Source organism: Ruegeria sp. N4 (assembly GCF_056531425.1).
Genome location: NZ_JBQFLT010000015.1, coordinates 47,264 through 71,998, shown reverse-complemented (window position 1 = coordinate 71,998; position 24,735 = coordinate 47,264). Strand labels below are relative to the sequence as shown.

At 54.4% G+C, this 24,735-nt stretch carries 23 protein-coding genes and 1 pseudogene; 7 read left to right on the top strand and 17 right to left on the bottom strand.

All coding sequences use genetic code 11. From position 1 onward, the window contains the following. Positions 1 to 190: 190 nt before the first annotated feature. Positions 191 to 1,459, top strand: coding sequence for a helix-turn-helix domain-containing protein (locus tag ACR0LW_RS19115; protein ID WP_170474380.1), 1,269 nt, complete (start codon positions 191 to 193; stop codon positions 1,457 to 1,459). 208 nt (positions 1,460 to 1,667) lie between these two features. Next, the gene (locus tag ACR0LW_RS19110; RefSeq protein WP_170474383.1) at positions 1,668 to 2,621 is read left to right on the top strand and encodes an autoinducer binding domain-containing protein; all 954 of its coding nucleotides are present in this window, start codon (positions 1,668 to 1,670) and stop codon (positions 2,619 to 2,621) included. Positions 2,622 to 3,105: 484 nt separating this feature from the next. On the opposite strand, the gene ACR0LW_RS19105 is transcribed toward ACR0LW_RS19110, so the two are convergent. Continuing rightward, positions 3,106 to 3,741, bottom strand: a complete 636-nt coding sequence (locus ACR0LW_RS19105; protein WP_170474386.1) for a cation diffusion facilitator family transporter — start codon at positions 3,739 to 3,741, stop codon at positions 3,106 to 3,108. Between the two features lie 73 nt (positions 3,742 to 3,814). On the opposite strand from ACR0LW_RS19105, the gene ACR0LW_RS19100 reads away from it, so the two are divergent. After that, the gene (locus ACR0LW_RS19100; protein ID WP_170474389.1) at positions 3,815 to 4,231 is read left to right on the top strand and encodes a MerR family transcriptional regulator; all 417 of its coding nucleotides are present in this window, start codon (positions 3,815 to 3,817) and stop codon (positions 4,229 to 4,231) included. Here the strand turns inward: ACR0LW_RS19100 and ACR0LW_RS19095 are convergent. Further along, positions 4,169 to 4,519 (bottom strand): hypothetical protein, encoded by a 351-nt coding sequence (locus tag ACR0LW_RS19095; protein WP_170474391.1) that lies wholly within the window; start codon positions 4,517 to 4,519, stop codon positions 4,169 to 4,171. The genes ACR0LW_RS19100 and ACR0LW_RS19095 overlap by 63 nt on opposite strands. Before the next feature lie 227 nt (positions 4,520 to 4,746). Between ACR0LW_RS19095 and ACR0LW_RS19090 the strand changes: the two are divergent. Then, positions 4,747 to 4,854 (top strand): annotated as a pseudogene (locus ACR0LW_RS19090) (helix-turn-helix domain-containing protein); the annotation flags it as partial. Positions 4,855 to 4,871: 17 nt separating this feature from the next. On the opposite strand, the gene ACR0LW_RS19085 reads toward ACR0LW_RS19090, so the two are convergent. Then, positions 4,872 to 5,495: a transglutaminase-like cysteine peptidase gene (locus ACR0LW_RS19085; protein WP_480522662.1), complete on the bottom strand. Its 624-nt coding sequence runs from the start codon at positions 5,493 to 5,495 to the stop codon at positions 4,872 to 4,874. Between the two features lie 357 nt (positions 5,496 to 5,852). Continuing rightward, complete coding sequence (locus ACR0LW_RS19080) at positions 5,853 to 6,263, bottom strand: MerR family transcriptional regulator (RefSeq protein WP_170474394.1); 411 nt, start codon at positions 6,261 to 6,263, stop codon at positions 5,853 to 5,855. Between the two features lie 145 nt (positions 6,264 to 6,408). On the opposite strand from ACR0LW_RS19080, the gene ACR0LW_RS19075 reads away from it, so the two are divergent. Then, the gene (locus ACR0LW_RS19075; RefSeq protein ID WP_170474397.1) at positions 6,409 to 6,732 is read left to right on the top strand and encodes a hypothetical protein; all 324 of its coding nucleotides are present in this window, start codon (positions 6,409 to 6,411) and stop codon (positions 6,730 to 6,732) included. 4 nt (positions 6,733 to 6,736) lie between these two features. Further along, positions 6,737 to 6,955 (top strand): GDCCVxC domain-containing (seleno)protein, encoded by a 219-nt coding sequence (locus ACR0LW_RS19070; RefSeq protein WP_247748072.1) that lies wholly within the window; start codon positions 6,737 to 6,739, stop codon positions 6,953 to 6,955. Positions 6,956 to 7,166: 211 nt separating this feature from the next. On the opposite strand, the gene ACR0LW_RS19065 is transcribed toward ACR0LW_RS19070, so the two are convergent. The 8 genes from ACR0LW_RS19065 to ACR0LW_RS19030 form a co-directional block, all read right to left on the bottom strand. Next, positions 7,167 to 7,643, bottom strand: coding sequence for a DUF411 domain-containing protein (locus ACR0LW_RS19065; protein ID WP_170474399.1), 477 nt, complete (start codon positions 7,641 to 7,643; stop codon positions 7,167 to 7,169). Positions 7,644 to 8,307: 664 nt separating this feature from the next. After that, positions 8,308 to 10,593: a copper-transporting P-type ATPase gene (locus ACR0LW_RS19060; protein ID WP_480522667.1), complete on the bottom strand. Its 2,286-nt coding sequence runs from the start codon at positions 10,591 to 10,593 to the stop codon at positions 8,308 to 8,310. 356 nt (positions 10,594 to 10,949) lie between these two features. Next, entirely contained in the window at positions 10,950 to 11,291 is a 342-nt protein-coding gene (locus ACR0LW_RS19055; protein WP_170474402.1) for a copper-binding protein, read from the bottom strand. A 29-nt stretch (positions 11,292 to 11,320) separates the two neighbouring features. Continuing rightward, positions 11,321 to 14,500, bottom strand: coding sequence for an efflux RND transporter permease subunit (locus tag ACR0LW_RS19050; protein ID WP_170474405.1), 3,180 nt, complete (start codon positions 14,498 to 14,500; stop codon positions 11,321 to 11,323). After that, positions 14,497 to 16,692: an efflux RND transporter periplasmic adaptor subunit gene (locus ACR0LW_RS19045; protein ID WP_170417912.1), complete on the bottom strand. Its 2,196-nt coding sequence runs from the start codon at positions 16,690 to 16,692 to the stop codon at positions 14,497 to 14,499. The genes ACR0LW_RS19050 and ACR0LW_RS19045 overlap by 4 nt, the downstream gene beginning before the upstream one ends. 75 nt (positions 16,693 to 16,767) lie before the next feature. Beyond that, positions 16,768 to 17,160, bottom strand: a complete 393-nt coding sequence (locus tag ACR0LW_RS19040; RefSeq protein WP_170741025.1) for a hypothetical protein — start codon at positions 17,158 to 17,160, stop codon at positions 16,768 to 16,770. Between the two features lie 149 nt (positions 17,161 to 17,309). Next, entirely contained in the window at positions 17,310 to 17,696 is a 387-nt protein-coding gene (cueR, locus tag ACR0LW_RS19035) for a Cu(I)-responsive transcriptional regulator (RefSeq protein WP_152460772.1), read from the bottom strand. A 15-nt stretch (positions 17,697 to 17,711) separates the two neighbouring features. After that, positions 17,712 to 20,222 carry a heavy metal translocating P-type ATPase gene (locus tag ACR0LW_RS19030; protein ID WP_170417908.1) on the bottom strand — a complete coding sequence of 837 codons (2,511 nt, stop codon included), beginning with the start codon at positions 20,220 to 20,222 and terminating at the stop codon, positions 17,712 to 17,714. 173 nt (positions 20,223 to 20,395) lie between these two features. Here ACR0LW_RS19030 and ACR0LW_RS19025 point away from each other — a divergent pair, with 173 nt between their 5' ends. Beyond that, on the top strand, positions 20,396 to 20,593 hold the full coding sequence (locus ACR0LW_RS19025; RefSeq protein WP_170417905.1) for a heavy-metal-associated domain-containing protein: 198 nt from the start codon (positions 20,396 to 20,398) through the stop codon (positions 20,591 to 20,593). A gap of 37 nt (positions 20,594 to 20,630) precedes the next feature. On the opposite strand, the gene ACR0LW_RS19020 is transcribed toward ACR0LW_RS19025, so the two are convergent. From ACR0LW_RS19020 to ACR0LW_RS19000, 5 genes are read right to left on the bottom strand one after another with little or no spacing between them, the layout of a single operon-like run. Next, a complete protein-coding gene (locus ACR0LW_RS19020) occupies positions 20,631 to 21,359 on the bottom strand; it encodes a DsbA family protein (RefSeq protein ID WP_414478956.1) in 729 nt (242 codons plus the stop codon). Between the two features lies 1 nt (position 21,360). After that, on the bottom strand, positions 21,361 to 21,834 hold the full coding sequence (locus ACR0LW_RS19015; RefSeq protein ID WP_171724989.1) for a c-type cytochrome: 474 nt from the start codon (positions 21,832 to 21,834) through the stop codon (positions 21,361 to 21,363). Beyond that, positions 21,834 to 23,204, bottom strand: a complete 1,371-nt coding sequence (locus ACR0LW_RS19010) for a multicopper oxidase family protein (RefSeq protein WP_170417903.1) — start codon at positions 23,202 to 23,204, stop codon at positions 21,834 to 21,836. The genes ACR0LW_RS19015 and ACR0LW_RS19010 overlap by 1 nt, the downstream gene beginning before the upstream one ends. Before the next feature lie 39 nt (positions 23,205 to 23,243). Further along, a complete protein-coding gene (locus ACR0LW_RS19005) occupies positions 23,244 to 24,143 on the bottom strand; it encodes a c-type cytochrome (protein ID WP_170417899.1) in 900 nt (299 codons plus the stop codon). Between the two features lie 9 nt (positions 24,144 to 24,152). Further along, complete coding sequence (locus ACR0LW_RS19000) at positions 24,153 to 24,722, bottom strand: c-type cytochrome (RefSeq protein ID WP_170417895.1); 570 nt, start codon at positions 24,720 to 24,722, stop codon at positions 24,153 to 24,155. Positions 24,723 to 24,735: the final 13 nt, after the last annotated feature.

Below are 24,735 nucleotides of genomic sequence, written 5' to 3'. Positions count from 1 at the left end.
GGAAAATCCAAAACTACTGACAAGGATAGACGCATCTGTGCGAACGGTTTTTCTGTGTTTATTCGCTGAGGTTCAACCTGCCTTGCTTCCCCAATGAGAAGCAGACCATGAGACCGTTGAACCATTCCGAACACCCTGCCCCGCGAAGCCGCGATATCGACACTGACCATTGCCAAAGGAAGCCAAAACAATGAGCTTGCGGCAGATCGCATCTACCCGCCACCACGAAAACATACGCTTCCACAACGGTCTTCCCGAGGGCTGGAACCGTGACAGGTTTCGGCAACTCTGTGTGAGCTATGCGCAAATCAGGGGCGCATCGGCCCAGTGTATTCGCACATTGGAGATCATCATCGACATGATCTCGCCCTGCGCGTTTCGAGACCCGTCCCAGGAACCCTTTTGCTACGCGCGCCAGGAAACACTGATTGCCGGACGTGGCGTGACAGATCGAACAATCCATAATCACGAACGTGAGCTAGAAGCCATTGGATTGATTGACCGCAGGCTGGGGGCAAATGGGGGGCGCTGTAAGCGCAAAGGGCTTGGCCTCTTCCTGACCCCTGCCCTGAACCTCATTCCAGAGATGCTCGAAGCGGACGTGCAAAGCAAGTCTGAGAAGAAAGAGCATGACGAGCTGCGCGGGGATCGATCACGGCTTTACCGATATGTGAAACATAGTCTGGCTGTGCTTCTCTTACTCCCCTGCCCTCCTGAAAGCCTGGAAGACATGATGGAGGAGCTTCAATCCTGGCCGCGCGCTGACAAGCTAAAATACCTGTCATTGGATGCCCTCAGATCACATGTTCAGGCGGCTCATGACCTTTGGAAACGGATCGAAGATCATGTCGCAAAACACGCTGGAATTTCGGGTGAACCCGAAGCCTGTTTCGGGTGCCATATACAAGACCAAATTGAAGATAAGATTCTGTCCTGTAACGCCGATGGCGAAATGACAATGTCCTCGGCTGAAGCCTCGGAACCAAATTGTTTTGGCTCCGGGCCTGATGGCCCTGTGCATTGCTTAGAAAGCAATCATCCGACGGATCCGATATCACACAAGCCCCAAAATCTGCCTCGGGTGAACAATCGCATCCTGTATGAACTGGCCTCACCCGAGCTGCGCATGCATATCGATATCGCCAGTGGCGGAGATCAAAATTCCAGCCCGTCGCTCTACGCCATTGAGACCGGCGTTTGGTCGCGATTGTCGGAGATAGGCGCCAATGCCTCGGCTTGGCATACTGCGATTGACCGATTGACCGTGATGGGTGCAATCCTTGCCGGGTTGATCACAGACGCGAGGCTGAACGATCCACGGTTGCCGCCAGTGGTTAATCCGGGCGCATACCTGCGCGGTATGGTGCACGCAGATGAGCGCGGGGAGTTGAACCTGATTTCCAGTTTCATGGGTTTGTTGGCCCGAAGGGCGCGGGAGGATGAGGATGGACTTCACTAGGACACGAGATCGTTGTTCAAACCCTGCCCGTTGGTATGTTGCCAGCCTCGCAAATTCATGCGCCTCATCGGCAAGATTTTGCTCTGTTTCCGCCTCCAGAACAGAACTGTATACAAATCTATGATTGGCTACGGGAATTCCCGAGTGGTTTGTTCAGCTTTAGGTTGCTACTTGGTCGCGAAGGCGACGCGGAACAGGAAGATTATCAATGAAAATCGCGGATATTGGCAATTCTGAACTGGACTTCAGGCAAACTGGGGAGGCGCGCCTTCAGGAGATTTGCCAAAGGTTTGGGTTTGAAAACGCCTCCTACGCCCATATCGACAAACATCATAATGTTGTCCACGGCTGCACCACGTTCTCAGCCGAATGGGTCCGGCACTACGTCGAAAACGACCTAGTTTTGGTCGATCCCCTCATTCGGTTTGGCGCCGCAATGATTGCTCCAATTGACTGGGCTGTATTTGACGACCAGCGTGAACACGCACCGCTGTTTGACGCCGCCAGAAAGTTTGGTGTGGGTCAGCACGGACTATCCATTCCGGTTATCAATCCGTTTGGGGAGCGTGGCGTCTTTACGGTTACCTCCAACCTGCCCCGTTCCGACTGGGACGCCTTGGTCGGGAGCATGCTCCCTGCCCTGCGCCATGAAGCACAGGTTCTGCACCTGCTTGCCCTAGATGTCATTGAAACCGTTTTCAACTTTCCCTCGGATTCCCTGTCCGGCGATGAGCTGGATGTGTTGAAGATGCTTGCGTCGGGTTTGATTCCGTCTGCCATTGCCAGGCAGACAGGGCATTCTTCGCGAATGGTAGAGGCACTGACTGCTTCGATCACCACCAAGCTTAAAAGCCGGACGATTGAACAGGCAGTGGCGCGGGCAGTCAGTACTGGATTTCTTAAGTGGAGCGATTTCTTTGCCGACCCTGTGGCCGAACTGGTCAATATGGAAAGTCAGCGACTATGCGGTGGGATCGTCCGTTGGGGTGGCAGGTCTCACGAGTTTATCGCTTTTGAAGACGGCAGACTGGTTCGGAACGCTGATAGCTTTCAGCCGGTCCAGATCACGGATCTCGTGAGAGAGTTTAACTTGAGTGCAAACGAGGTGGTCGAGGAACTTGCGTGTAACCGTGATCAAAGATTGCGGATTAGGTATCTCTGAATTCGGCAAAAACGCACTGCTTTGTCTTTGAAAAGACCGCAGGCGCAAGTTTCAAATAATTTCACTTACAGATCATATTCTGATCCTAATCTATTTCATGTTATTCATGCATTTGACTTGGCTCATGTCATTGTGCCGTTAATTTCTGGACGCAGACACTTGGCCCGATATTGTATCCTTAAATTTCGGATATCTACTGGCTAGCCGCGGCTTATCTCGAGGGTGCGATCCGCACATCGGAGCAACTTCGCACGGCCCGCATTCACACCGAGTTGTTCGTTTGCTATTTTCGCCGCCGCCAGAAAATCGGGTTTCGTTGTGTTGTCGGATTTTCGTGCTGGCAACACGGTCTTCTAAATTGTGCGATCATCTTTTGCCGGGGCTGGCTAATTGAATGAAAGGTGAACGAGTCAATCAAAACGCTAACGCCTGACAAAACAATATCCTTGCTCTGGCTCAATTTGGCGTCAGTAGTTTCATTCCGCTAGGCGCTAATCTGTTGATGGAGCTTGTTATCACGCCGCTCCGCCAGAGCTTGACGCACGATTTGTACAGATGACGACAAAAACAATCCTGCCATAATCGTCGCAACGATGAGGTCAGGCCATCCTGTGGCTGTGCCCCATACGCCGAGAGCGGCGAACATCACTGCTACGTTCCCGATGGCGTCATTGCGAGAACAAAGCCAGACGGAGCGGACATTCGCGTCTCCATCTTTGTACCTGACGAGCAGAAGAACACTGGCAAGGTTTGTAAGCAGTGCAAGGAACCCCACCACCCCCATGATTTCAGCCTCCGGAACTCCGACGTAGAACACCCGATATACGGTCGACCCGAACACCCATGAACCCATCAGAAAAAGACTGAGGCCTTTGGCTAGGGCAGCATTGGTGCGCGCGCGAATTGAGGCGCCAATGACAGCCAGAGAGATACCGTAGGTCAGGGCATCTCCCAAAAAGTCGAGTGCGTCGGCCTGTAGTGCCTGAGATTTCGCATAGTGCCCTGCGGTCATCTCGACCACGAACATCGTAGCATTAAGGGCAATAACGATCCACAATCGCCTTTTGTAATCATCTGAAACACCGTCAAACTTGGCGTCGTGTCCGCAACATCCTGACATAGGGAGGCCTCTTTGAATCTGTCTTTAGCATAGTGTAGTGTCTCTAGTGACTAGAGGTTCAAGGGGTAATTTGATGTTTTCGATTGGCGACCTGTCCAAGCGCACAAAGGTCAAGATTCCAACTATTCGTTACTATGAGGAAATGGGGTTACTCAGTGCGCCAGAACGTACCGAAGGCAATCAGCGACGGTATGATGCGGCGGGAATGGAACGCCTTAGTTTCATTAAGCACGCGCGTGATCTTGGCTTCTCGCTGGAGGCGATATCTGAACTTATCGAATTGCAAGACCACCCAGATCGCTCGTGCCGAGCCGCAACAAAAATAGCAGTTTCTCAGCTTGCCAATGTCCGGGCCAAGATCAAACGGCTTAGGGCACTTGAAAAAGAGCTGGGTCGGATTTCCAAAGGCTGTGACGGTGACGGAGTGTCAGAAGACTGCTACGTACTGGCTTCCTTGGCTGATCACCAGCTTTGCAATCACGAACACTAACGCGAGAGCAGCATTTGGCACAGACATGGCGAATTGGTGCTGTGTCCGCTTCTTGCCAGTTAATGACCCAAGTAACGAATGGACACTGATCTTTACGTTTTCGCCGCTGAACAGCGGCATCAATCTGTTGACCAGTTCGTCAAGTGAGAGGCGACGCGCCAGGTTGGCGAGTTCGGTCTCACTTTCCGAGCTGATCAGTACCAGGATCAAGAGGTTGCCGAGGTTGTCTGCAAAGCTTGGCGCTTTCACCGTTTCGATTGCTTGCGTTATGCGTGGAACAATGGGCAAGCAAGTGTCGCTTCTAACAGAAGGTTGAAGGTAGTCGAGCTTTCTCCCACTGCGCGCCTTCGTCTTTGAGAAATTGATCCCGTATTTAGATAGAGAGCTAAGAGATCGTGGAATTTACCACAAATTCCTATGAGGGTCATAAATCGTAGCTGGAGTGCGCTATTTCCAATAGCAAAAATTACATAAAATAATGAGTTAACTAATGAGTAGATCATAGCACGGGCGCAGTGTATTCGCGACTCGGCATTGAGTAACGGCGTAGGATTGAGCGCTGGAGGCACGCGAAAATCCCTGTTCGAAAGATAGCACGTGTGTTGAAATGCTCGAAAGCAACTAATGTCTACCCAACGGTTTAGCCGCTAAAAACCTGAACCCAACGGTCAGGGTGTAGTGGGTCCTGTATTCTTAGGAATAGATACCTGGTTTCCTTCCACGTTTTGATCCTGTTGGTAACATTGTCCAGAACCAAGTCGCCTTCACTCGAGCGATAGACAAGAACAGCATGGCCATTGCGATTGGTGTCCAAGACAGTCGCAATTAGTAGCTTCGTAGGATCCAAACCATTCTGCACAAGTTCAAACTTCTTTTGCAAAGCGAAGTCTTCGCAATCTCCTGACCCTTGTGTCGGCAGTGTCCAGTACTCTTTTGTCCCATATTGGCTTTGATCCGAAACGGCACGAATCCTTCGATTGACGCGCGTGTTGATCGTTTTAACGATCTGATTTTCTTGTGCCACGGACAGACCAGAACTACGAGCGCTCGCGCACGCCCACGTATAATCTTTGCATAGTGTTTTGGCACCCGATGGCGCTTCAATCTTTCTATCAAGACCGATCGAGGGAAGCTCAGAGGCTTGCGACGTAGCGGCAGACACAAAAAAGCTGCATGTAAAACAGACCATTGGAAGATAACCCAGCAGGTTTTTCGATAACACTCCCAGAAATAAAGTGGGATTTGTCATATCTGCCTTCTCCATGCTCGTTCCTCTAAGGTATCCAAACTTTCCGGACCAATGTACTTTATTCCAAGCCTTCATGTGCTTTGTTGCATTGCAACAGCTTCTTAGCCTCTAGGGGTAAAGCGGCAAAAATTTGCAGATTATTTGGTATTTCTTCCTTAGTTGACAGCATTAGAGCATCCGCGCCATCACCAGTCCGGCATAGCTAACAGAGCGAATTAGAGGGAAAGCTGATCGCAATTCTCTGAAACAACAAAATACAACAGAGATCGGCCATCATCGCTTAAGGTTACGAAATACTGGGACAATGAAGCCGCTCCTCCACAAACTGAGATAGGCAGTTTCGGTTTTTCCGGGCGCTGCAATTAATGGCGGCTAATGACATGTTTTGACGACAGGCTCGTTGAGCAACGCCGTTAGCAGGGGGCATGCAACTGCTCCTTCAGTACAGGTTTGCACAAGTTCTACCAATGCTTGCTCCATCCGTTGGAGAGCTGCGATTTTTGACCTAACGTTGTCGAGGTGTCTTGTTGCGACGCCTTCGACGTTGCGACAAGCTTGCTCAGGCGCTTTGGACAAATCGCGAAGTGCGCATGCATCCTGAATGGCAAAGCCAAGATCGCGGCAGCGTTTGATGAATCTGAGCTCGGATATTTCCCGTTCCGTGTAAGCACGTCGCCCCGAGGCGGTTCGACCGGCCTTCTCGACTATGCCTTCCCTTTCGTAGTAGCGGATCGTCTCGACCGACAGGCCGGACAATCTCGCCGCTTCGCCAATCGCAATCATGTGATGACCATTCCCTTGAACCTGTAGCCACTACAGGTTGCATGTTGTCGGTCGTGATGTCGAGTTTCACAAATCGCATGAAGCAAAAATCGAGGAAGCCGAACCGGCTTCCGCTCAAGATCGTCAAAGTCGGAGAAAGCTGAGTATGAGCAAGTTTGTAGGGGCGAGTTTTCTTGGATCGTTTACCGCATTTGGCGTTGCGACCTGCTGCATCTTGCCGATGGCCTTGATTTTACTTGGCTTGGGAGGGAGCTGGCTGGCCGTATTTGGCAAGATCGCCGCCGCGAGTTATTACGTGCTCGGCGGTTCGACGGCCCTGCTGTTTCTCTCTGGCATCGTCGCGTACCGCCATGGTTCACTCGACCGCCTCAAATGGTGGCTGACAGGCAGTTTTGCGTTGACGACTATCGCTTGGGTTATCGTACTCCACGAAACCCGAATAAATGATTTCCTGATAACCTTAATGTGACGCCATGAGTGAAGAACGCCCGAACCTTGTCAGCACGATCATCTGCCCGGAATGTGGACATTCAAGACCTGAAACGATGCCAACAGATGCGTGCCAGTGGTTCTACGAATGCACATCTTGCGGAAAAGTCCTGAAGCCACTTCCCGGCGATTGCTGCGTCTACTGTTCCTACGGATCGGCCCCATGCCCGCCAATTCAGGCGGGCGACAAATGCTGCGGTTGATACGGCGACCGTGATGTCGGTTTTGTCCGCAAAGCCGGTCATCAGGCTTTGCGGACGCTGGTATTTTTTCACCGTAGGCTGGAACTTGCCCGATAGGACAAGGCGGGCGTAAAGTCACGGATCAATTGGTTTGCCGTGAAGAATGTCACGTAAACCGGGCAGAAGAAGCGTGCGCCGTGTTTTTCAGGATCTCGCCAGCGCTACCGGTGCTTCATGCCGCCGGGTAGCTGGCGAACACCTCTGTGGTTCCATCCTTGCGGATCAGGAAGACGTCAAAAGCTTCGCGTTCGCTTTCCGGTCCCATGCCAGGTGAGCCGAAAGGCATTCCCGGAACCGACAGTCCGACAGCATCCGGGCGTTCGCCCAGCAGGCGCCGAATGTCAGCGGGTGGGACGTGTCCTTCGATCATGTAGCCTTCCACGCGGCCCGTGTGGCATGACATCATGCCCTCCGGAATCCCATTGGCGGTTTTGTAAGCGTTCAAGGCCTCCCAAGCACTGTTTTCCACGCCTACTTCAAAGCCTTCCGCCTGCATGATTTTGATCCACGATCCGCAGCACCCACAATTCGGATCCTTCAGGACATGGATTGAGGGGCTTGTTTTGGCGAACGCGGGAAGCGCCGCGCTGCTCGCAAGGGCCGCGGCTCCTTGCATCAAGCGGCGGCGGCTCAGGTTATTCATTGTCATGTTCCCTCTTGGGTAAGCTTGTCTTAAACCGATATATAATCGCACTGGTATGATTAATAGTGGACCGCAATAATAGGGCCACCGTGTCCGCCACCCTTCGATACTCATCAGATATGGCTTTTTGGGCTGCACAGGGATTTTTCACAATGATCTAGCTCAAACTCAGCTCGGAAACGGAATCCTTGATCTCATCCTTTTCATCACCTGCCACTCTGGGTCCGGCCTTGCGATAGCCAGACTCGCGAGCAACACCACCACACTCCGTTCAAGGCCCGAATTGCGCCTATTTCCCACAGCTGCGTTCGATGGCGCCTGTGGTCGAACAGTTTTGAATTTCAGCACACCATCATCCAATTTTGACCCGCGTGTCGGTGACAAATTCGTGTTGGGGCAGATCGAGGTTGCTAGGCGTGCGGCTTTTTTTAGAAAATCAGACACATTGTTCCTCCTGTGCGTCCGAACGGATCTATCCCCTGCAAGTGCCCAACTTCACCGCGCAAAGCCAAAGAAAGCGATCCAGCCGATCTTGAGTGCCGACATGATGATGGACCACAAACCCACCGAACGGTTCCCGACCGATTGACCGCATAGGTAAAACCGATCAGCGATATCGAACCTGATTTCTAGTTGCCTACGCCCTCGTGTGTCATATGCTTGTGCGCGCTCAAATCTTCGCCCCCCTCAGGCGCAGCGCATTCAACACCACTGAAATCGAAGAAGCACTCATAGCGAAGGCCGCGAACATTGGGCTGATCAGGATGCCGAAAAGCGGGAACAGAAGGCCTGCCGCCACTGGAACGCCTAAGGCGTTGTAGATCAGGGCAAAGAATAGATTCTGCCGGATATTGCGCATGGTCGCGCGAGCCAGCCTTCGGGCGCGCACGATGCCATCGAGGCTACCGTTGACCAGCGTGAAGCCTGCACTTTCGATTGCCACATCGGCGCCGGTCCCCATTGCGATGCCTACATCGGCCTGCGCTAATGCGGGTGCGTCGTTCACCCCGTCACCGGCCATGGCGACCTTTGCGCCTTTCTCCTGCAGTTCGCGAATTATGCGGGCCTTGTCCTCTGGTAGAACGTCGGCACGGATCTCGTCGATACCCAGACGTTCGGCCACCGCCTTTGCCGTACGTTCGTTGTCGCCGGTCGCCATGATGATCCTGAAGCCGAGCTCGTGCAGCGCCTTGAGTGCGGATGGTGTGGTTTCTTTGACCGGGTCGGCGACGCTGACCAACCCCGCCACTGAGCCATCAAGCATCACGAACATTACCGTTGCGCCGTCATCCCGACGCGCATTGGCCTTGGCCGTCAGTTCGGCCGCCTCGAGTCCGAGATCGGTGACCAGTTTCAGGTTGCCGAGCGCGACGGGGCGGCCATCCACCGTGCCTTTCACGCCTTTACGAGTCACCGCCTCGAAGTCACTGGCGTCGGACAGGGCCACGCCACGTTCCTCGGCTCCTGTGACAATTGCCTCAGCTAACGGGTGCTCCGAGCCCTTCTCCAGCGTTGCGGCCAGCCGCAGCACCTCGACTTCGTCATGGCCAGGTTCGGGTAATACAGCCACAAGCTTCGGCTTGCCCATGGTCAGGGTGCCGGTTTTGTCGACGATCAAAGTATCGATCTTCTCGAACCGCTCCAGCGCTTCGGCATTTTTGATCAACACTCCGGCCTGCGCCCCGCGCCCCGTGGCCGTCATGATCGACATCGGAGTGGCCAGGCCAAGCGCGCACGGGCAAGCTATGATCAGTACCGACACCGCTGCGATCAAGGCGTAGGAGAGCGCCGGAGCCGGTCCCCAAATTGCCCATGCAATAAAGGCCAACGCAGCCATACCTATGACCGCCGGTACAAACCAGCCCGCCACTTTGTCAGCGTATTTCTGAATTGGTGCGCGCGAGCGTTGCGCGTTGGCCACCATTTCGACAATCTGGGACAGCATTGTGTCAGAGCCCACTCGGGTTGCTTCGATCACAAGGCTACCGGTGCCGTTGATTGTCGCCCCTGTGACCGGCTCTCCCTGTACCTTCTCAACCGGAACCGGCTCGCCAGAGATCATGCTTTCATCAACAGATGAGCGTCCTTCGAGCACTACTCCGTCTACTGGCACCTTGTCGCCGGGGCGTACACGAAGGCGGTCGCCTACCTGTACTTCTTCAAGCGGGATTTCCTCCTCACTACTGTCAGGGCGGATAATACGGGCGGTCTTTGCGGCCATGTCCAGCAAAGCGCGGATCGCCTTCCCGGTGCCTTCGCGGGCCCGCAACTCCATCACCTGACCGAGAAGAACAAGTGTAATTATGACTGCGGCCGCTTCGAAATAGACCCCAACATGGCCTTGTGAATCTCGAAAACCGTCCGGGAATATGTGGGGCATCAATACGGCGACAACGCTGAAAAGCCACGCGGCCGAAACCCCCATGGCAATCAACGAGAACATGTTCAGATGCATGGTGCGAAACGAATTCCAACCCCGTTCCAGAAATGGCCAACCGCACCAAAGAACGACCGGAGTGCCAAGTATAAGTTCAATCCATAGCGTTGTACGCTCACCAAAAACCGCTCGCACGCCAGACAGCCCAACGTAGGGGCCCATCGTGAAAACCAAAAGCGGCAGCGTCAGAACCGCACCTACCCATAGGCGCCGGGTGAAATCCACCAGTTCCGGGTTCGGCCCCTCGTCCACCATCGCCGCGCTTTCCAGCTCCAACCCCATGCCGCAGAGTGGGCAGGACCCGGGATGGGTTTGCCGCACCTGCGGATGCATCGGGCAGGTATATACGGGTCCGTCATAGCCTGTCGGAACGATGTCATATTCACCGTTGTCGTCCGTCGCGCCATGATGCGCGGAATGGTGGTGATGCGCATGCGCATCCACCTCGCCTTCGGGCACAAGGTGCATCCCGCATTTGGGACAGTCGCCGGGCCCAGATTGACGCACCTCAGAATGCATGGGGCAGACGTAAGCGACCTCGGTCGGGCCGTTCGCGTGGATTCCGATCTCATGGTCTTTTGTCATGTCTTGATCCCTCATTTGAGCCTAAATGCCGAACTGATGGTCTAAATCATCCTCTTAGAACGGTCGGAAAGCGCTGAATCCAAGGAGTTTTCAATCACCCATCAGGAAGCAAAAAACATGTTAATCAAACTATGCACCGACTCATTTGAGCGGACCTACAGATCGTAGGAAAACGATCCTATTTTTGGCAGGCTCCCACTATACTTGTTCTTAGTTCGAAGCGTCATGGGTGTATGAGTGCACCGTCCGTGCACTCAATTTTCCCGGAGTTTGCTGCCGTAGAAGTTGTCTTAATTCTTCATAATCGCGCCGATCGCATACATACCATTATCACTTTTGACCAACATCAGTGTGACTTCGTCACCGGCGCTAATCTCACCCATCATCTGGGCATTCTCAAGAAGCTGCAAATCCATCGTCATCGCCGGCCACCCGATCTCGGGGATCGGATCATGGCTGACGTTAGCGGTTTCGTCGCCAATTGAGTTCACCAAAGCTTTTGCGTGAACCGCCCCTTCCATCTGTTCGGAAGACATGGGCATGTTGGAATGGTCCATGCCCTGGTTCGTTTGCGCGATGCTGGTTGTCGTAGACACGGCCAATAAGGCCACAATAGCAGTCAAAGTTCTCATCAGATGCTCCTGTTTCAAGGTTGTGGGTATTATTCTGCCGGAAGCGCAGGGGGCACTTCCTGAATCGTGTGGGAGATCTCTCGGTTCACGCGACTGAGCGCGAGCCGTTTCCAAATCACGAATATTGCGGGAATGACAAAAAGCGTAAGAAGGGTCGCTGTCACCATGCCCCCAATCATCGGCGCAGCGATCCGCTGCATGATTTCAGAGCCTGTACCGGTGCCGTACATGATGGGTATCAGTGCTGCAAAGATCGTGGCTACGGTCATTACCTTTGGCCGAACCCGAAGAACGGCTCCTTCGAACACCGCGTCTTCGATATCGTCACGTGTCAGCTTTCGCTGTTCCGATTGCGCCAGCCCTCGACGTTTCTCCCAAGCAAGATTGAGGTACAACAACATGACAATCGCTGTTTCCACGGCAACTCCCGCCAGCGCGATGAAGCCTACGAGCACAGCAATTGAGATATCGAAGTTTAGATACCAAAGGAACCAAACCCCACCGGCCAATGCGACCGGGAGCGCCGCAAGAATTATCCCGACCTCAATCACCCGATTGAACGCCAGGAAAAGCATGAGCGTGATAATTAACAGGGTTGCAGGGGCAACGATCGTCAGCCTGTCCTGCATTCTCTCTATGTACTCATACTGCCCCGACCAAGTTAGCGAATAACCTGGAGGCAGGTCGACCTTTTCTGCAACCACCTCTTGTGCTTCGGCCACATAGCCGCCCAGGTCGCGCCCCGCGATGTCGATGAACACGAACCCGGTTCGTCGAGCGTTCTCCGATCGTATCATTCCCGGCCCGTCAACTATTCGAATATCGGCGAGAGCGGACAGTGGCACATGAGCACCCGACGGTGTGACGACAGGAAGATTTTCGAGCCGTTCCGGGCTGTCTCGCCATGCTTGAGGATACCGTAGGTTTATCGGAAACCTCTCCAGCCCCTCCACAGATTCCGACACTTGCATACCGCCAATTGCGGTCTGAACTACGTCCTGAACTTCTCGAACACTCATCATGTATCGGGAGGCGGCATCTCGCTTGACGTCGATTTCGATGAAACGCCCGCCAACAGGTCGCTCTGCGTAGGCGGAAGCCGTTCCATCAATATCAGCGACCGCACGTTCTACTTCGATCCCGATATCTGTAATGACCTCCAAGTCGGTGCCGGATATTTTGACACCGACAGGTGTACGGATACCCGTTGCAAGCATGTCGATGCGGTTCTTAATAGGTTGGATCCAAACATTTGTGACGCCCGGAACCTGAACGATACGATCAAGCTCATTTCGGATTTTCTCCATTGTCATGCCCGGTCGCCATTCTTTTTCCGGCTTGAGTTGGATAGTTGTCTCCACCATTGTCAGTGGTGCCGGATCGGTTGCAGTCTCCGCACGCCCAACTTTACCGTGAACAGTTTCGACTTCAGGCACGGTCGCGATCAGGCGGTTGGTCTGCTGCAGCACCTCACGGGCTTTTCCCGTCGAGATCCCGGGGTAGAAGCTCGGCATGTAGAGAAAATCGCCTTCGTTTAACTCGGGCATGAATTCAGAGCCAATTCTCTGGTACGGGTACCACATGGACGTCACCAAAACGCCAGCCAAAAGTGTTGTTGCCCATGGCCAGGCAATTGCCGCGTCCAGAAATGGGCGGTACACGAACACGACCAAACGATTTAGCGGATTTTTTCGCTCAGGTAGAATACGCCCCCTTACAAAGTAACCCATTAAAACCGGGACCAGCGTTATCGAAAGGATGGCGGCTGCAGCCATGGCGTAGGTCTTGGTATAAGCGAGTGGCGAGAAGAGCCTACCTTCCTGATTTTCCAAAACGAAGACAGGCAGAAAACTAACCGTGATGATCGCCAGAGAATAAAACAGGGCTGGTCCCACCTCAGAAGCGCACTCTTGCACAATCCGCCATCTGTTCTCTGCTGTGAGCTTTTCCTTTTCCAACCGCCTGTGCATCGCCTCGATCATCACAATCGATGCGTCGACCATCGCACCAATAGCGATGGCTATGCCGCCGAGCGACATGATGTTTGCGTTTACTCCTTGCGCCTTCATCAGAATAAATGCGGCAAAGATGCCCAGCGGGAGCGACAGAAGAATCACGAGGGATGACCGCAGATGAAGTAGAAAAGCCGCGCACACAAGAACAACGACGATGAATTCCTGCGTCAGTTTCTTCTGGAGGTTATCGATAGCGCGCTCGATCACACCAGATCGGTCGTAGGTCGTTATGATTTCGACCCCTTCCGGCAGGTTTGAGCGCAACTCTTCTATGCGCGCTTCCACCGCTTTGATCGTCGCCAACGCGTTCCCACCCCATCGCAGGATGACCACTCCGCCAACCGCGTCTCCTTGCCCGTCGAGCTCTCCGACACCACGGCGCATTTCAGGCCCCAGGCGGATTTCAGCGACGTCTCCAAGCGTCAGAGCGGCGCCGCGCTCGTTGACCATCAATGGCGCGCTTGCAAGGTCTGACAATTCATCGATGTAGCCCGATGACCTGACCATGAATTCGGCTTCACCCATCTCAATGACGCTGCCGCCCGTCTCGCGGTTGGCCGCCTGAATAGCCGTCCTCAGTTGCGCAAGTGTTATGTCATAGGCACGTAGTTTGTTTGGGTCGACGACGACCTGGTACTGTTTGACCATTCCGCCGATGGTGGCGACTTCTGAGACGCCTTCCACGGCTTGTAATTCGTATTTCAGAAACCAATCCTGCAGAGTCCTGAGCTGAGCCAGATCATGATTTCCGGTTCTGTCAACCAGCGCATACTGATAAATCCACCCGACCCCAGTCGCATCTGGGCCAAGTTGTGGTGACACGCCTTCAGGCAAGCTGCCGGTAATCTGGCCCAAATATTCGAGCACACGCGACCGAGCCCAGTAGAGGTCCGTCCCGTCCTCAAAGACGACATATACAAAGCTGTCTCCAAAGAACGAGAACCCGCGAACGTCTTTTGCACCGGGTACGGCCAATAGGGCTGTCGCAAGTGGATATGTGATTTGGTTTTCGACAACTTGAGGCGCTTGCCCGGGATATGGCGTGCGAACAATTACCTGGACATCCGACAGATCCGGGATTGCATCAACCGGCGTCTCACGAATGGCCCAAATACCCGCAACTCCTATCATGAATGCGAGGGCCAAGATAACGAACCTGTTGGCGAGAGAAGAACGAATGATGGCCGTGATCACTGCGTAACACTCCCATCAAGCGCGACCTCTAACAGCGTCATCGAAAAGTCGGGATTGCGGCGAAGGATCAAAGAAACATCAATCCCTACAGGCAAGTTAGAAACCTCAATCCCCTCCGCAACCGGGAAATCCATGGTCATGCCCGGCATGCCGATCTCAGTCATCGGACCGTGTGTTACGTTCGCGGTACGCGCGTTCGGGTCGATACTGTTAATCCGGCCAGAAACCTGAAGTGGCGGTGCAATAGGCGTTGCCGCAGCCAACACCATTGTCATGCCATCTGCACGCGCGAAAGTCAGAGTCATTTCAGAACCGACTTCGAGCATGCTTGTGTCCAATGTAGGTTCTAATGGGAAATCCATGGTCATTCCGGGCATGCCAATCTCAGTCATCGGCCCGTGAGTGATGGTTGCCGTTCCCGCCTCAGCATTAACGAGGTTGATCGTGCCGGTGACTACAATCGGTGGAGCAGAAGGCGTGTCGGTTTCTTCGGGTTCAACGGAATCCGTCGGCGGCGAGCCCTCTTCGCGAATTGCCACAATCGAGAACATCCCCCCTTCTCCCTCAGCCAGATCAAACTCAATTGGCATGTCGATTGGCACGGTAGTGAGATCTACTCCTACAACAGGCAAATCCATTGTCATGGCGGCCCAACCGAGCTCGGGGATCGGTCCGTGCTCAAGCGTCAATTTGCCGTCTGAAGTGACGGCGCGCGCGATTCCGGCACCAGTTCCGGCAATACCATCGTCTGGTGCAAGCTCCATCAGGCTCAGAAGCCCATCCGCACCCCGTGCGATCACGAAAGCGACTGCGTCGCCTGCACTCAAGCTGTCGAGCGAAACACCAGACCTCACCGGAAACTGCGAAGTCATTGCGGGCCAATCGAGGCTTTCGAGAACATCGTGACGAACAGTTGCCATACGATTTTGGGCATCGAGTGAAACCAGGGTGCCTGCCCCGCGTGCTGGTTCGGTATCCGTTGGTGCCATTCGGGTGAAACCGGCGCTCAAAGCACTTTCACTGTCGATTAGAAACTGTGCGGATGCGACAACTTCCTCACCAGGTTCAAGCCCTTGCAGAACTTCTGTTCGACCCCCCTCGCCGAAACTGTCTCGAAGACCTGTAGTCACCAGTCTCGGGCGAAAAGTACCATCGCCTGTTTTTAAGATGACGCGTTCCGCCGAACCGGTACGAATTAACGCCTCTGATGGAACAGTGAGAACATTTCGGCTTTCATCCGGTATAAGGCTAACACTGCCAAACATGCCCGGCCGCAGCACGCCGTCGGTGTTATCGAAACTAAGCCTTACGGGAAGAGTTCGGGTTTGCGGATCAAGCTCAGGGTAAACATAGTCGATGTCGCCTTCGAAGGTGCGACCGGGTAGGTGCTCGAACCTTGCTATCGCGCGCATATCTTCCGACAAACGTGCAATATCTCGTTCAAATACATCAACGATCAGCCATACTTCAGAAAGATCGGTTACCGAAAAAGCAAGCGTGCCTGGCTGCAGGTACATGCCATCGGCGGCATTCAGAGCTATGACGACACCGTTTTGAGGTGCCTCAATTTCCACATTTCGAACCAACTCACCGCCCGCCTCAATCTCAGCAACCTGACGAGCGGACATACCGTGGCTGATCAACTTATTGCGCGCCGCGTCCAAAATCCGCGGGTCACCAGCTTCGACTGCGCGTACAAGATCGCCGGTCGCAGCTGCGATCAGTGGTGAAAAGAGTTCAAATAAAACTTGCCCCTTCTCAACGCGATCACCGACCGCTCGAACTTTCAGTTGCTCAATCCAACCTTCAACACGCGTATGAACGTGATTGGTCAGGTGTTCGTCAAAGCCGACGAAACCCACCGTTTCGATGCGAGGTTCGATATCAGTCATGCGTGCAACCGCAGTTCGCACACCAATTGCGTTGATTTCCGCAGCGCTCAGGGTGACTTCTTCAGGGTCGCCGGTAGGTTCCTGCCCAGAATAAACCGGGATCAAGTCCATACCCATCGGCGATTTTCCAGGTCCAGGCTGCCGAAAATTCGGATCCATCGGTGCTACCCAATAAAGGACCTCTGGTTCGTTCGACTGGCCCTGATCAATTGGATTCAGGTACAGTCTTTCAAGAAAGACACCTCCACCCAGGCCAATCGCCAAGGCAAGTACTGATAGTGCCGCATATCTTCCACGCATAATAATCTCCTGACGGTCGCAGTGCATGCTCGAACCGAAACAACATGAAAACCCGCGCTGACGGGCCTGTGGATGTTAGGAGATTTGTGGAGGACGATCGGGCGTCAGAGGCGCTTGAGAGTTGTGGATGTCGGAATCCATGTTACGGTTTTTCTGGCCAAAAGCTTCAGCCAAAACCGCAAGTCCTACGTGGGTCGGATATTCGCCAACACAACAGATACCGGAATGACATTCTCCGCTGTGATTTACGTGGCTATCCGTGTGGATTTGGCCAGTCGTCGGATGCAAACCGCTATGGTCGTGTTTGAAGTCTGATGACTTTGCAGCCATTGAAACGCCGTGAGGCTCAGAGGTGCTACTGTTTTTGACGTCACTGCTCGCGACCACAACAGTGCCGACGAAGGTCATCGCCAAGCAGACGCATGTCAGAAACGTCATTCGCAACACTGAGAAAAACTTCCACTTCATCCCGTGCAGTTAGGACGAACGTAACGAGTGTTCAAGCCAGTCGGAGGAAAAAACAGGTGAGTTGGTGCGCTGTATCGAAATGAAGCGGATTCCCGCGAATACACGTAACAAACTGCCAAAATAGGAGGCAGTTCATACGATGAGCGCATCTAAGTTTGGCCGAGGTTCTTCAGGATCGGGCAGTCGGGACGGTGGTCTCCGGCACATTCATCGATTAAATGAGACAGTGTAGCATGCATGGCCTTCAGGTCCGCGATCTTGGCATCTATTTCTTTTAGGTTCTGTTTGGCGATATCCTTCACGTCCGCGCTTGCGCGTTCTTTGTCCTCGTACAACGCCAGTAGTGAACGGCAATCCTCAATGGTAAAGCCCAATGAGCGGGCCCGCCCGATGAAGGCCAGTTTGTGCAGTTCCTTTTCGTCGAAATGTCGATACCCGTTCAGACTGCGCCTGGGTTTGATGAATCCGATATCCTCGTAATAACGGATGGTTTTGGCAGGCAGACCCGAACGTTCTGCTACATCTCCGATATTCACAGCGGTTCTCCTATTCTATTCAGCAGGCGCTGATCGCAGCGCCTGCTCTTCATTCTGCGAGATCTGTTCTCGCCCAACTTTGATCGGCTTAACCCAGCGCAACCGCAGCGCGTTGGTCAGGACAAATACACTGGACAGCGCCATGGCACCTGCAGCCAAAACCGGCGACAGCAACGGGCCGCCAAACGGATAGAGCACCCCCGCTGCAACCGGTATGAGCAGCGTGTTGTAGCTGAAAGCCCAGAACAGGTTTTGGCGGATGTTACGCATGGTGCGCTGACTAATATCGAAGGCGTTGACCACGCCTGTCAGGTCGCCTGACATCAGAACGACGTCAGCCGCCTCGATGGCGATGTCAGTGCCTGTCCCGATCGCAATTCCTACGTCAGCCGCCGCCAGAGCGGGGGCATCATTGATGCCATCACCCACAAAGGCCAGTTTTCCGCCATTTGAGCGCAGATCTTGCAACGCGGATACTTTACCCTCTGGCAGAACCTCGGCCACGACATGATCGATGCCAAGCTGCGCCGCGATGGATTTGGCTGTAGCGGTATTGTCGCCGGTAATCATCGCTACTTTCAGCCCCAGTCCGTGCAAAGCTTCAATTGCGTCTGGCGTGGTGGTCTTGATTGGGTCCGCCACGGCGATGACGGCTGCGATAACTCCGTCTACGGAGGCATAAAGTGGAGTCTTTCCGTTGATTGCGAGTTCAGCGCCCCGATCAGACAACGCGCCCATTTCAACCCCTTCGCGACTCATCAGGCGGTCGGCCCCGATCAGGATTGTATGGCCTTCGACTGAGGCGCTTACCCCGTAACCGGTGATCGACGTGAAGTCTTCTGGCTTCGAAAGCTCCAGACCACGGGTTTCAGCCGCGCGCACGATGGCCGTGGCGATCGGATGTTCGGATGTGACCTCAACGGCAGCAACAAGGCGCAGAACCTCATCCTCGGCCAATCCTTCGGCCACAATCAGGTCGGTCAGCTCCGGACGCCCTTCGGTCAAGGTCCCCGTCTTGTCCACCGCAACAACGGTGGTTTCCTGCAGCATTTGCAAGGCGTCGCCCTTTCGAAACAGGACACCCATCTCGGCCGCGCGGCCGGTGCCGACCATGATTGAGGTGGGTGTGGCCAACCCCATGGCGCAGGGGCAAGCAATGATCAGTACCGCAACCCCGGCTACCAACGCCAAGCTGAGCGCAGGATCGGGTCCGAACAACATCCAAACCAGCACAGTCATTACGGCCACAGCGATCACTACCGGCACGAACCACAGCGTGATGCGGTCAACCAAGCCTTGAATCGGAAGCTTGGCACCCTGTGCTTGTTCGACCATTTGAATGATCTGGGCCAACATAGTGTCTGCGCCGATCTTTTCAGCCCGGTACGTCAATGCGCCCGCGCCATTAACTGTTCCGCCGACCACAGTTGCGCCCTCGGTCTTTTCGGCAGGAACCGGCTCGCCGGTGATCATGCTTTCATCGACATATGACGCGCCGGTCACTACGGCACCATCCACCGCGATTTTTTCGCCCGGTCGAACGTGCACAATATCCCCTACAACGATCTGCTCGATCGGTAGCTCGACAACCGATCCGTCGCGCTCAACGCGCGCTGTTTTTGCCTGCAGACCGACCAGTTTTCGGATCGCTTCACCAGTTCGCCCCTTGGCGCGCGCCTCGAGGAACCTCCCCAGCAATATGAGAACCACGATCACCGCTGCGGCCTCGTAGTAGACGTTTGCGGTTCCGGCGGGAAGAACACCCGGCGCAAAGGTGGAAACAAGCGAGAACCCATAAGCCGCCGAAGTGCCCAGAGCCACCAGAGAATTCATGTCCGGCGCGCCTTTGAACAAGGAAGGGAATCCCTTAGTATAGAACTGCAAACCTGGCCCAAAAAGAACGATCGTGGTTAGAAGGAATTGCAGGTAATAGCTGTTCTGGATGCCGATCGTGCTCGCTATCAGGTGGTGCATGCCCGGAATAACATGCGAGCCCATTTCAAGGATAAAGACCGGCAAAGCGAGCAAGGCGGCAAAGCTTGTTCGCCGGGCCAATTGGCGAATCTCTTTGGCTTTGCGGTCTTGTGGTTCGGTCTGCGTCGCGGATCGCAGGCTCGCCGGATAGCCAGCAGATGCCGCAAGCGCCGCGATGGCTTCGGGTGTTGTGACTCCCTCAGCATAACGTACAGTTGCACTTTCGGTGGCCAGATTGACCGACGCGGACAAGACGCCATCATCTGCTTGCAATGCCCGTTCAACGCGCCCCACGCACGATGCGCAGGACATGTTCTGAATATCCAGCGTTACCTCTTCCGTCCGTGCCAGATATCCGGCGCTGTTTAACGCATCAGCAATGGCCGCTTTATCGGCTGGATCGCGGAAATCGACCTGAACGCTTTCGCTGGCGAGATTAACCGAAGCGGCATCTACCCCTGGCACATCTTTCAACGCGCGCTCAACCCGCCCTACGCAGGACGCACAGCTCATACCCTGAACTTGAAACCTTGCATGTGAAATTTCAGTCATATTGTCACCACCAATGTTCTGCTGACGGGAAACATAAGGGTTCCAGCAAGTGGAAGGTCAAGGGATGGGGCTGACTTTCTTTGCCACTAATTTTGACGATCCAATAATCACGACTTGACCTTCCTGTGCTGGAATACTTTAGCCGGGACGACGGAACACAGGAGCAAACATCCATGACGACCCTAAATATCCCGGATATGAGCTGCGGGCACTGCAAGTCAGCTATCGAAAAAGCCGTTGCCACGGTGGATTCCTCCGCACAGTTGGACTTTGACATGGAAAACCGCAGGGTACGTGTCTTAAGCACCAATTCACTTGATCATATCCTTGCAGCGCTGAAGTCCGAGGGATACGAAGCCACGATCGCATGATAAACTTAGGAGCGCACATGCTGTCGCCCCCTTGGTTCTATCTTGCGTCTCTGACTGCCACGATTAACCGGGTCATTTCATCTTCGGTGATCAGACCCGGGGCAAGCGCATCTCCAATCACAAACGAAGGAGTGCCACTGAAGCCAAGCTGTCGGGCCAATTCCATGGAAATCTGAATATGCGCGTCGACTTCCGGCGCTTCCATATCTGCGCGCAATTGATCCTCGTCCAGGCCAAGTTCCCGAACAACTTTCAGTACACTGGCCTCAGTGGCACGACCGTTCAGAGCCATAAGCGCCCAATGAAATTCTTCGTATTTTCCCTGGTTTCGTGAGGCCAGCGCAGCGCGTGCCGCGAAGTCGGAACCTTCTCCAAGTATGGGCCATTCTCGATAAACAATTCGCACATCGGAATCGCCCGCGATTACGTTCTTCACGACCGGGGCAGCGCGTTTGCAATATGGGCAGTTATAGTCGAAAAACTCGACCACGGTTACATCGCCTTCCGGGTTTCCGATTACAGGCGCATTCGGATCCTGTTCCAGCAATTCACGCTGATTTTCCAAGACGCTTCCAATTGCTTCGGCTTTTGCCTGATCCTCGCGCTGTTGAAGCAATTGAATCGCCTGCATGATGATCTCAGGGTTTTCCAAAATGGCTTCGAGAGCCAGCCGTTTTACATCGGAGTCAGACAGCTCGTCGGCGCGTGCCATAGGAATGCCAATCGACATGGCGATAGCGACTAAGCCTGCAAGTATTCGTTTCACATCAGTTTCCTTCCGTTTGTTCTGCTTCGGTGCGTTGCTCTTGCAGCTTGCGTTCCCGATCCGGCCAACTCTCCTGGATGAAGGCGAGGATGTCCCAGATATCCTGATCCGACAGAGTGTCCCCGAAGCCTGGCATGCCGCTTTTGACGTCAGCGACACCCATCTGTTTCAAAGTTTGGTCCCCGCCAAACTTTGTATAGTCGAACAACAGCTTGTCGCCGTGATGCCAGGTATGCCCGGTTCGGTCATGCGGGGGCGCCCGCAAGACGCCATCCGGATCAGGTGTTTGCCAATCCTGCTGACCCTCCAAATTTGCCCCGTGGCATGACGCGCAGTTTTCGGCGTACAAAACTGCACCACGTGCCGAATCCGCTGATGCACTGTTCTGCGCACGCCCACTCAGGCCCCAGCCAGCGACCGCGACAATGATCACTACAGCAGCCAGTGACACCCATTTCGCCGAACTCTTGTTCATCATGCCACGCTCAGCCAGGTCTTCATACCAGCGGCCTGATGCGACAGCATATGGCAATGAAACAGCCAATCCCCCGGGTTATCCGCAACGAACGCAATCTCCCGCTTTTCTATCCGGTCAACCAGGATTGTGTCCCGCAGCGGCCCTAGGTTGCCGTTTGGCAGAACTTCCTGAAAGTGCGTCCCGTGCAAGTGCATAGCGTGCGGAAAGACGGTGTCGTTCTGCATCTGAATCCGGACTATGTCGCCACGCGAAACGGCAGCAAGGGGGTTTTCAGGTAACCCGGCGACACCGTTGAATGTCCAGATCTGCCCTTCCTGAACCAATTCATTGGTGCTCATGACCTGGCCGTTAAAAGTGCCTTGACGCAGTCCGCCCATCGCCCCGCCTTCCATCACTAATGGGATTGTCAAAGCGTCAGAAACATCTTCGAGAAAGGAAACAGGGTTGGGTGGCAGGGCTTCTATTGCACCGCGGTTTGCGGATGCACCGCTTCCCGAAACCGGGATTTCAGCAATGACAAACGATTCATCGCGTTCGTGAAGAGTTATTTGAACGGCTTCGTTCGATTCCGCTGTGACATCAACAATTAAGTCTGCTCGCTGTGCAGGCCCAAAAACAAGGGTTTCAAAATCCTCTGGCTGCCTTACAGGCATGCCATCATAAGCGACCAGTTTCCCGTTTGCGCCACCTACTGAGACATACATGATCCGATCAGTTGCCACGTTGACCATTCGAAGTCGCAAACGCTGGTTTGTCAGAACTTCTGTCATGGGCGATATGTGTGCGTGAACGTAGTTTCCCATTCGGCCTGCATGCGTCCAGTCATGCATCGCGCCGAAATCATCGACGATTTGGGCGTCCTGACCCAACCTCCAGTCATCCAGCAGGATCGTAATGTCATGATCCGTGTCCGGCGGGTCCATTTCGTCGACGATGAACGCGCCGTAAAGGCCCCTGGCCACTTGTTCCGTTGACTGGTTATGAGAGTGGTACCAGAAGGTTCCTGCATCCTTCAGAGGCAAGTCATACTGAAACTCGCCGCTTGTTGGTACAGCCTCCTGTGTAAGACCCGGCACCCCATCCATGTTGTTTGGTACCCGCAGTCCATGCCAATGGATTGCCGTAGGCTGAGGCAGTGAGTTCAGGAGTGTCCGGCGAACCGTTTCGCCCTGCCGGGCACGAATTTCGGGGCCCGGAACACCGCCATCATATCCCCATATCTCGGTTTCAGGATAGCTGTCGGGGGCAACACGTGCCAATCCTGAACGCGCCTCGATTATTCGGGGGGCGGTAGCCGCCCTCCCGATAGTCGGCACTGCGATTAGTGCCGACGTGCCTGCAACGAATTGCCTGCGATTGAGCTTCATGAGGACTTCCCTCCAAAGAAAATTTGATCTCTCACTCGATTACCCCCCGTCGTGCACATCCAGCAGATAGGTCGCCATTGCCTTCCGGTCTTCGTCTGTCAGAAAGCTGGTGCCATAGTTTACGACCTCTCCCATGGCGCCGCCGAAGACATCGCCATCAGGCATGACGCCGGTGCGCAACGCGTAGGCCAAATCATCTACCGTCCAACCACGCTTTTGCAGGGTCTCAAAGTCGATGGCCGGTGCCTTGTCACCGCCCGGCAGAGAGTCACTTCCCTTGAAGTGTTCCGTGTCCGAATTTCTTGCGCCAGCCAGGTTCCTCCCGGTGTGGCAGGCCGCACAATGTGTGGCACCTTCGACCAGTAGCCGGCCCCGGTTCCACACTTCGTCATTGCCCGGCACGGGATCAGTGCGGGGTGGTTCCAGAAAAGCCGCGCGCCACAGCTTCAGGCCCCATCTCTGATTGAAGGGGAACGCCATTTCCTGTTCTTTTGACGGTTCCGCTACCGGTGGAACTGTTTGCCATGCGGCCCAGAGATCGGCGATGTCCTGATCCGTGAAATTGGCATAGAATGGATAAGGAAAGGCCGGGTAATAGGGTTGTCCGCCGGGTGATACGCCTTGACGCACCGCGCGGGCGAACTCCTCGATTGTCCAATCACCGATCCCGTGATCGGGATCTGTGGTCAGGTTCGGCGAAAAGAGCGTGCCGAACGGGGTATCCAACTCCACCCCACCGGCCAAGGCCGCGCCCCCTTTGGCAAAATCTGTGTGGCAAGCGATACAACCACTTGCCCTTGCCAGATACGCCCCGCGGTTAACGTCACCCTGAATGTCGAGAGCTTGTAAGGGCTGGCCAATCGGCCAAGCCATCACAGCAACAAGTCCCGCTGACGCCGCTACGGCGGCAGCAAGGCCCAATCGGAATATCGGTCTCATGACGCATTCCTATTCCGACCGAAATTGCGTGTGACACGCCGAGCATGTCTGGCTCAGCATCATGAACACACCATCTGCCGGCATTTCAGAAAGTTGTGCCTGGTTTGGACTGCCGCCCATCATTCCGGCACCCATCATAGAACCGCCACCCATCATGGATGCGCCGCCCATCATGCCCGAACCATGGCCCGACCCGGACATCATCAACCCGTTGTCCGCCGCAAGCACAAGGCCTTCAGAGTAGGATTCCAACTGCCTGGCTAACTCTGCAAATGAACCCCAATCCTGCCAGATCTCCGATTTGGCCTCCGAGGGTTTGCCATCAGATCCCTCTGGAAACAGCTTTGTCATGCTCTCGCCAGCGTGACGCCCGATTTTCTTGGCCTCGCTTCGTACCGTTTGCGCATTGTAGGGCGTTTTCCCCTGCATCATCGGCGTAAGGATCTTCATGCTGTCCTTCATCGCGGACATACCATCCATGCGTTCTTTGACGATGCCGGTTGCGCCACCATGCGCCAGGGCGGCGGCTGCAAACAGAGAAACCAGGGCAACGCCTGTGGTCATTTTCAGAATGTTCATTGTTTTGTCCTTG

Excerpts from the sequence above, each read along its gene's own strand:
- ACR0LW_RS19005 (WP_170417899.1), bottom strand. The coding sequence starts at position 24,143 with ATGAGACCGATATTCCGATTGGGCCTTGCTGCCGCCGTAGCGGCGTCA.
- ACR0LW_RS19080 (WP_170474394.1), bottom strand. The coding sequence starts at position 6,263 with ATGATTGCGATTGGCGAAGCGGCGAGATTGTCCGGCCTGTCGGTCGAG.
- ACR0LW_RS19015 (WP_171724989.1), bottom strand. The coding sequence starts at position 21,834 with ATGAACAAGAGTTCGGCGAAATGGGTGTCACTGGCTGCTGTAGTGATC.
- ACR0LW_RS19025 (WP_170417905.1), top strand. The coding sequence starts at position 20,396 with ATGACGACCCTAAATATCCCGGATATGAGCTGCGGGCACTGCAAGTCA.
- ACR0LW_RS19045 (WP_170417912.1), bottom strand. The coding sequence starts at position 16,692 with ATGCGTGGAAGATATGCGGCACTATCAGTACTTGCCTTGGCGATTGGC.
- ACR0LW_RS19100 (WP_170474389.1), top strand. The coding sequence starts at position 3,815 with ATGTTTTCGATTGGCGACCTGTCCAAGCGCACAAAGGTCAAGATTCCA.
- ACR0LW_RS19055 (WP_170474402.1), bottom strand. The coding sequence starts at position 11,291 with ATGAGAACTTTGACTGCTATTGTGGCCTTATTGGCCGTGTCTACGACA.
- ACR0LW_RS19060 (WP_480522667.1), bottom strand. The coding sequence starts at position 10,593 with ATGCATTCTGAGGTGCGTCAATCTGGGCCCGGCGACTGTCCCAAATGC.
- ACR0LW_RS19065 (WP_170474399.1), bottom strand. The coding sequence starts at position 7,643 with ATGACAATGAATAACCTGAGCCGCCGCCGCTTGATGCAAGGAGCCGCG.
- ACR0LW_RS19070 (WP_247748072.1), top strand. The coding sequence starts at position 6,737 with ATGAGTGAAGAACGCCCGAACCTTGTCAGCACGATCATCTGCCCGGAA.
- ACR0LW_RS19000 (WP_170417895.1), bottom strand. The coding sequence starts at position 24,722 with ATGAACATTCTGAAAATGACCACAGGCGTTGCCCTGGTTTCTCTGTTT.
- ACR0LW_RS19085 (WP_480522662.1), bottom strand. The coding sequence starts at position 5,495 with ATGGAGAAGGCAGATATGACAAATCCCACTTTATTTCTGGGAGTGTTA.
- ACR0LW_RS19105 (WP_170474386.1), bottom strand. The coding sequence starts at position 3,741 with ATGTCAGGATGTTGCGGACACGACGCCAAGTTTGACGGTGTTTCAGAT.
- ACR0LW_RS19040 (WP_170741025.1), bottom strand. The coding sequence starts at position 17,160 with ATGAAGTGGAAGTTTTTCTCAGTGTTGCGAATGACGTTTCTGACATGC.
- ACR0LW_RS19110 (WP_170474383.1), top strand. The coding sequence starts at position 1,668 with ATGAAAATCGCGGATATTGGCAATTCTGAACTGGACTTCAGGCAAACT.
- ACR0LW_RS19010 (WP_170417903.1), bottom strand. The coding sequence starts at position 23,204 with ATGAAGCTCAATCGCAGGCAATTCGTTGCAGGCACGTCGGCACTAATC.
- ACR0LW_RS19030 (WP_170417908.1), bottom strand. The coding sequence starts at position 20,222 with ATGACTGAAATTTCACATGCAAGGTTTCAAGTTCAGGGTATGAGCTGT.
- ACR0LW_RS19075 (WP_170474397.1), top strand. The coding sequence starts at position 6,409 with ATGAGCAAGTTTGTAGGGGCGAGTTTTCTTGGATCGTTTACCGCATTT.
- ACR0LW_RS19115 (WP_170474380.1), top strand. The coding sequence starts at position 191 with ATGAGCTTGCGGCAGATCGCATCTACCCGCCACCACGAAAACATACGC.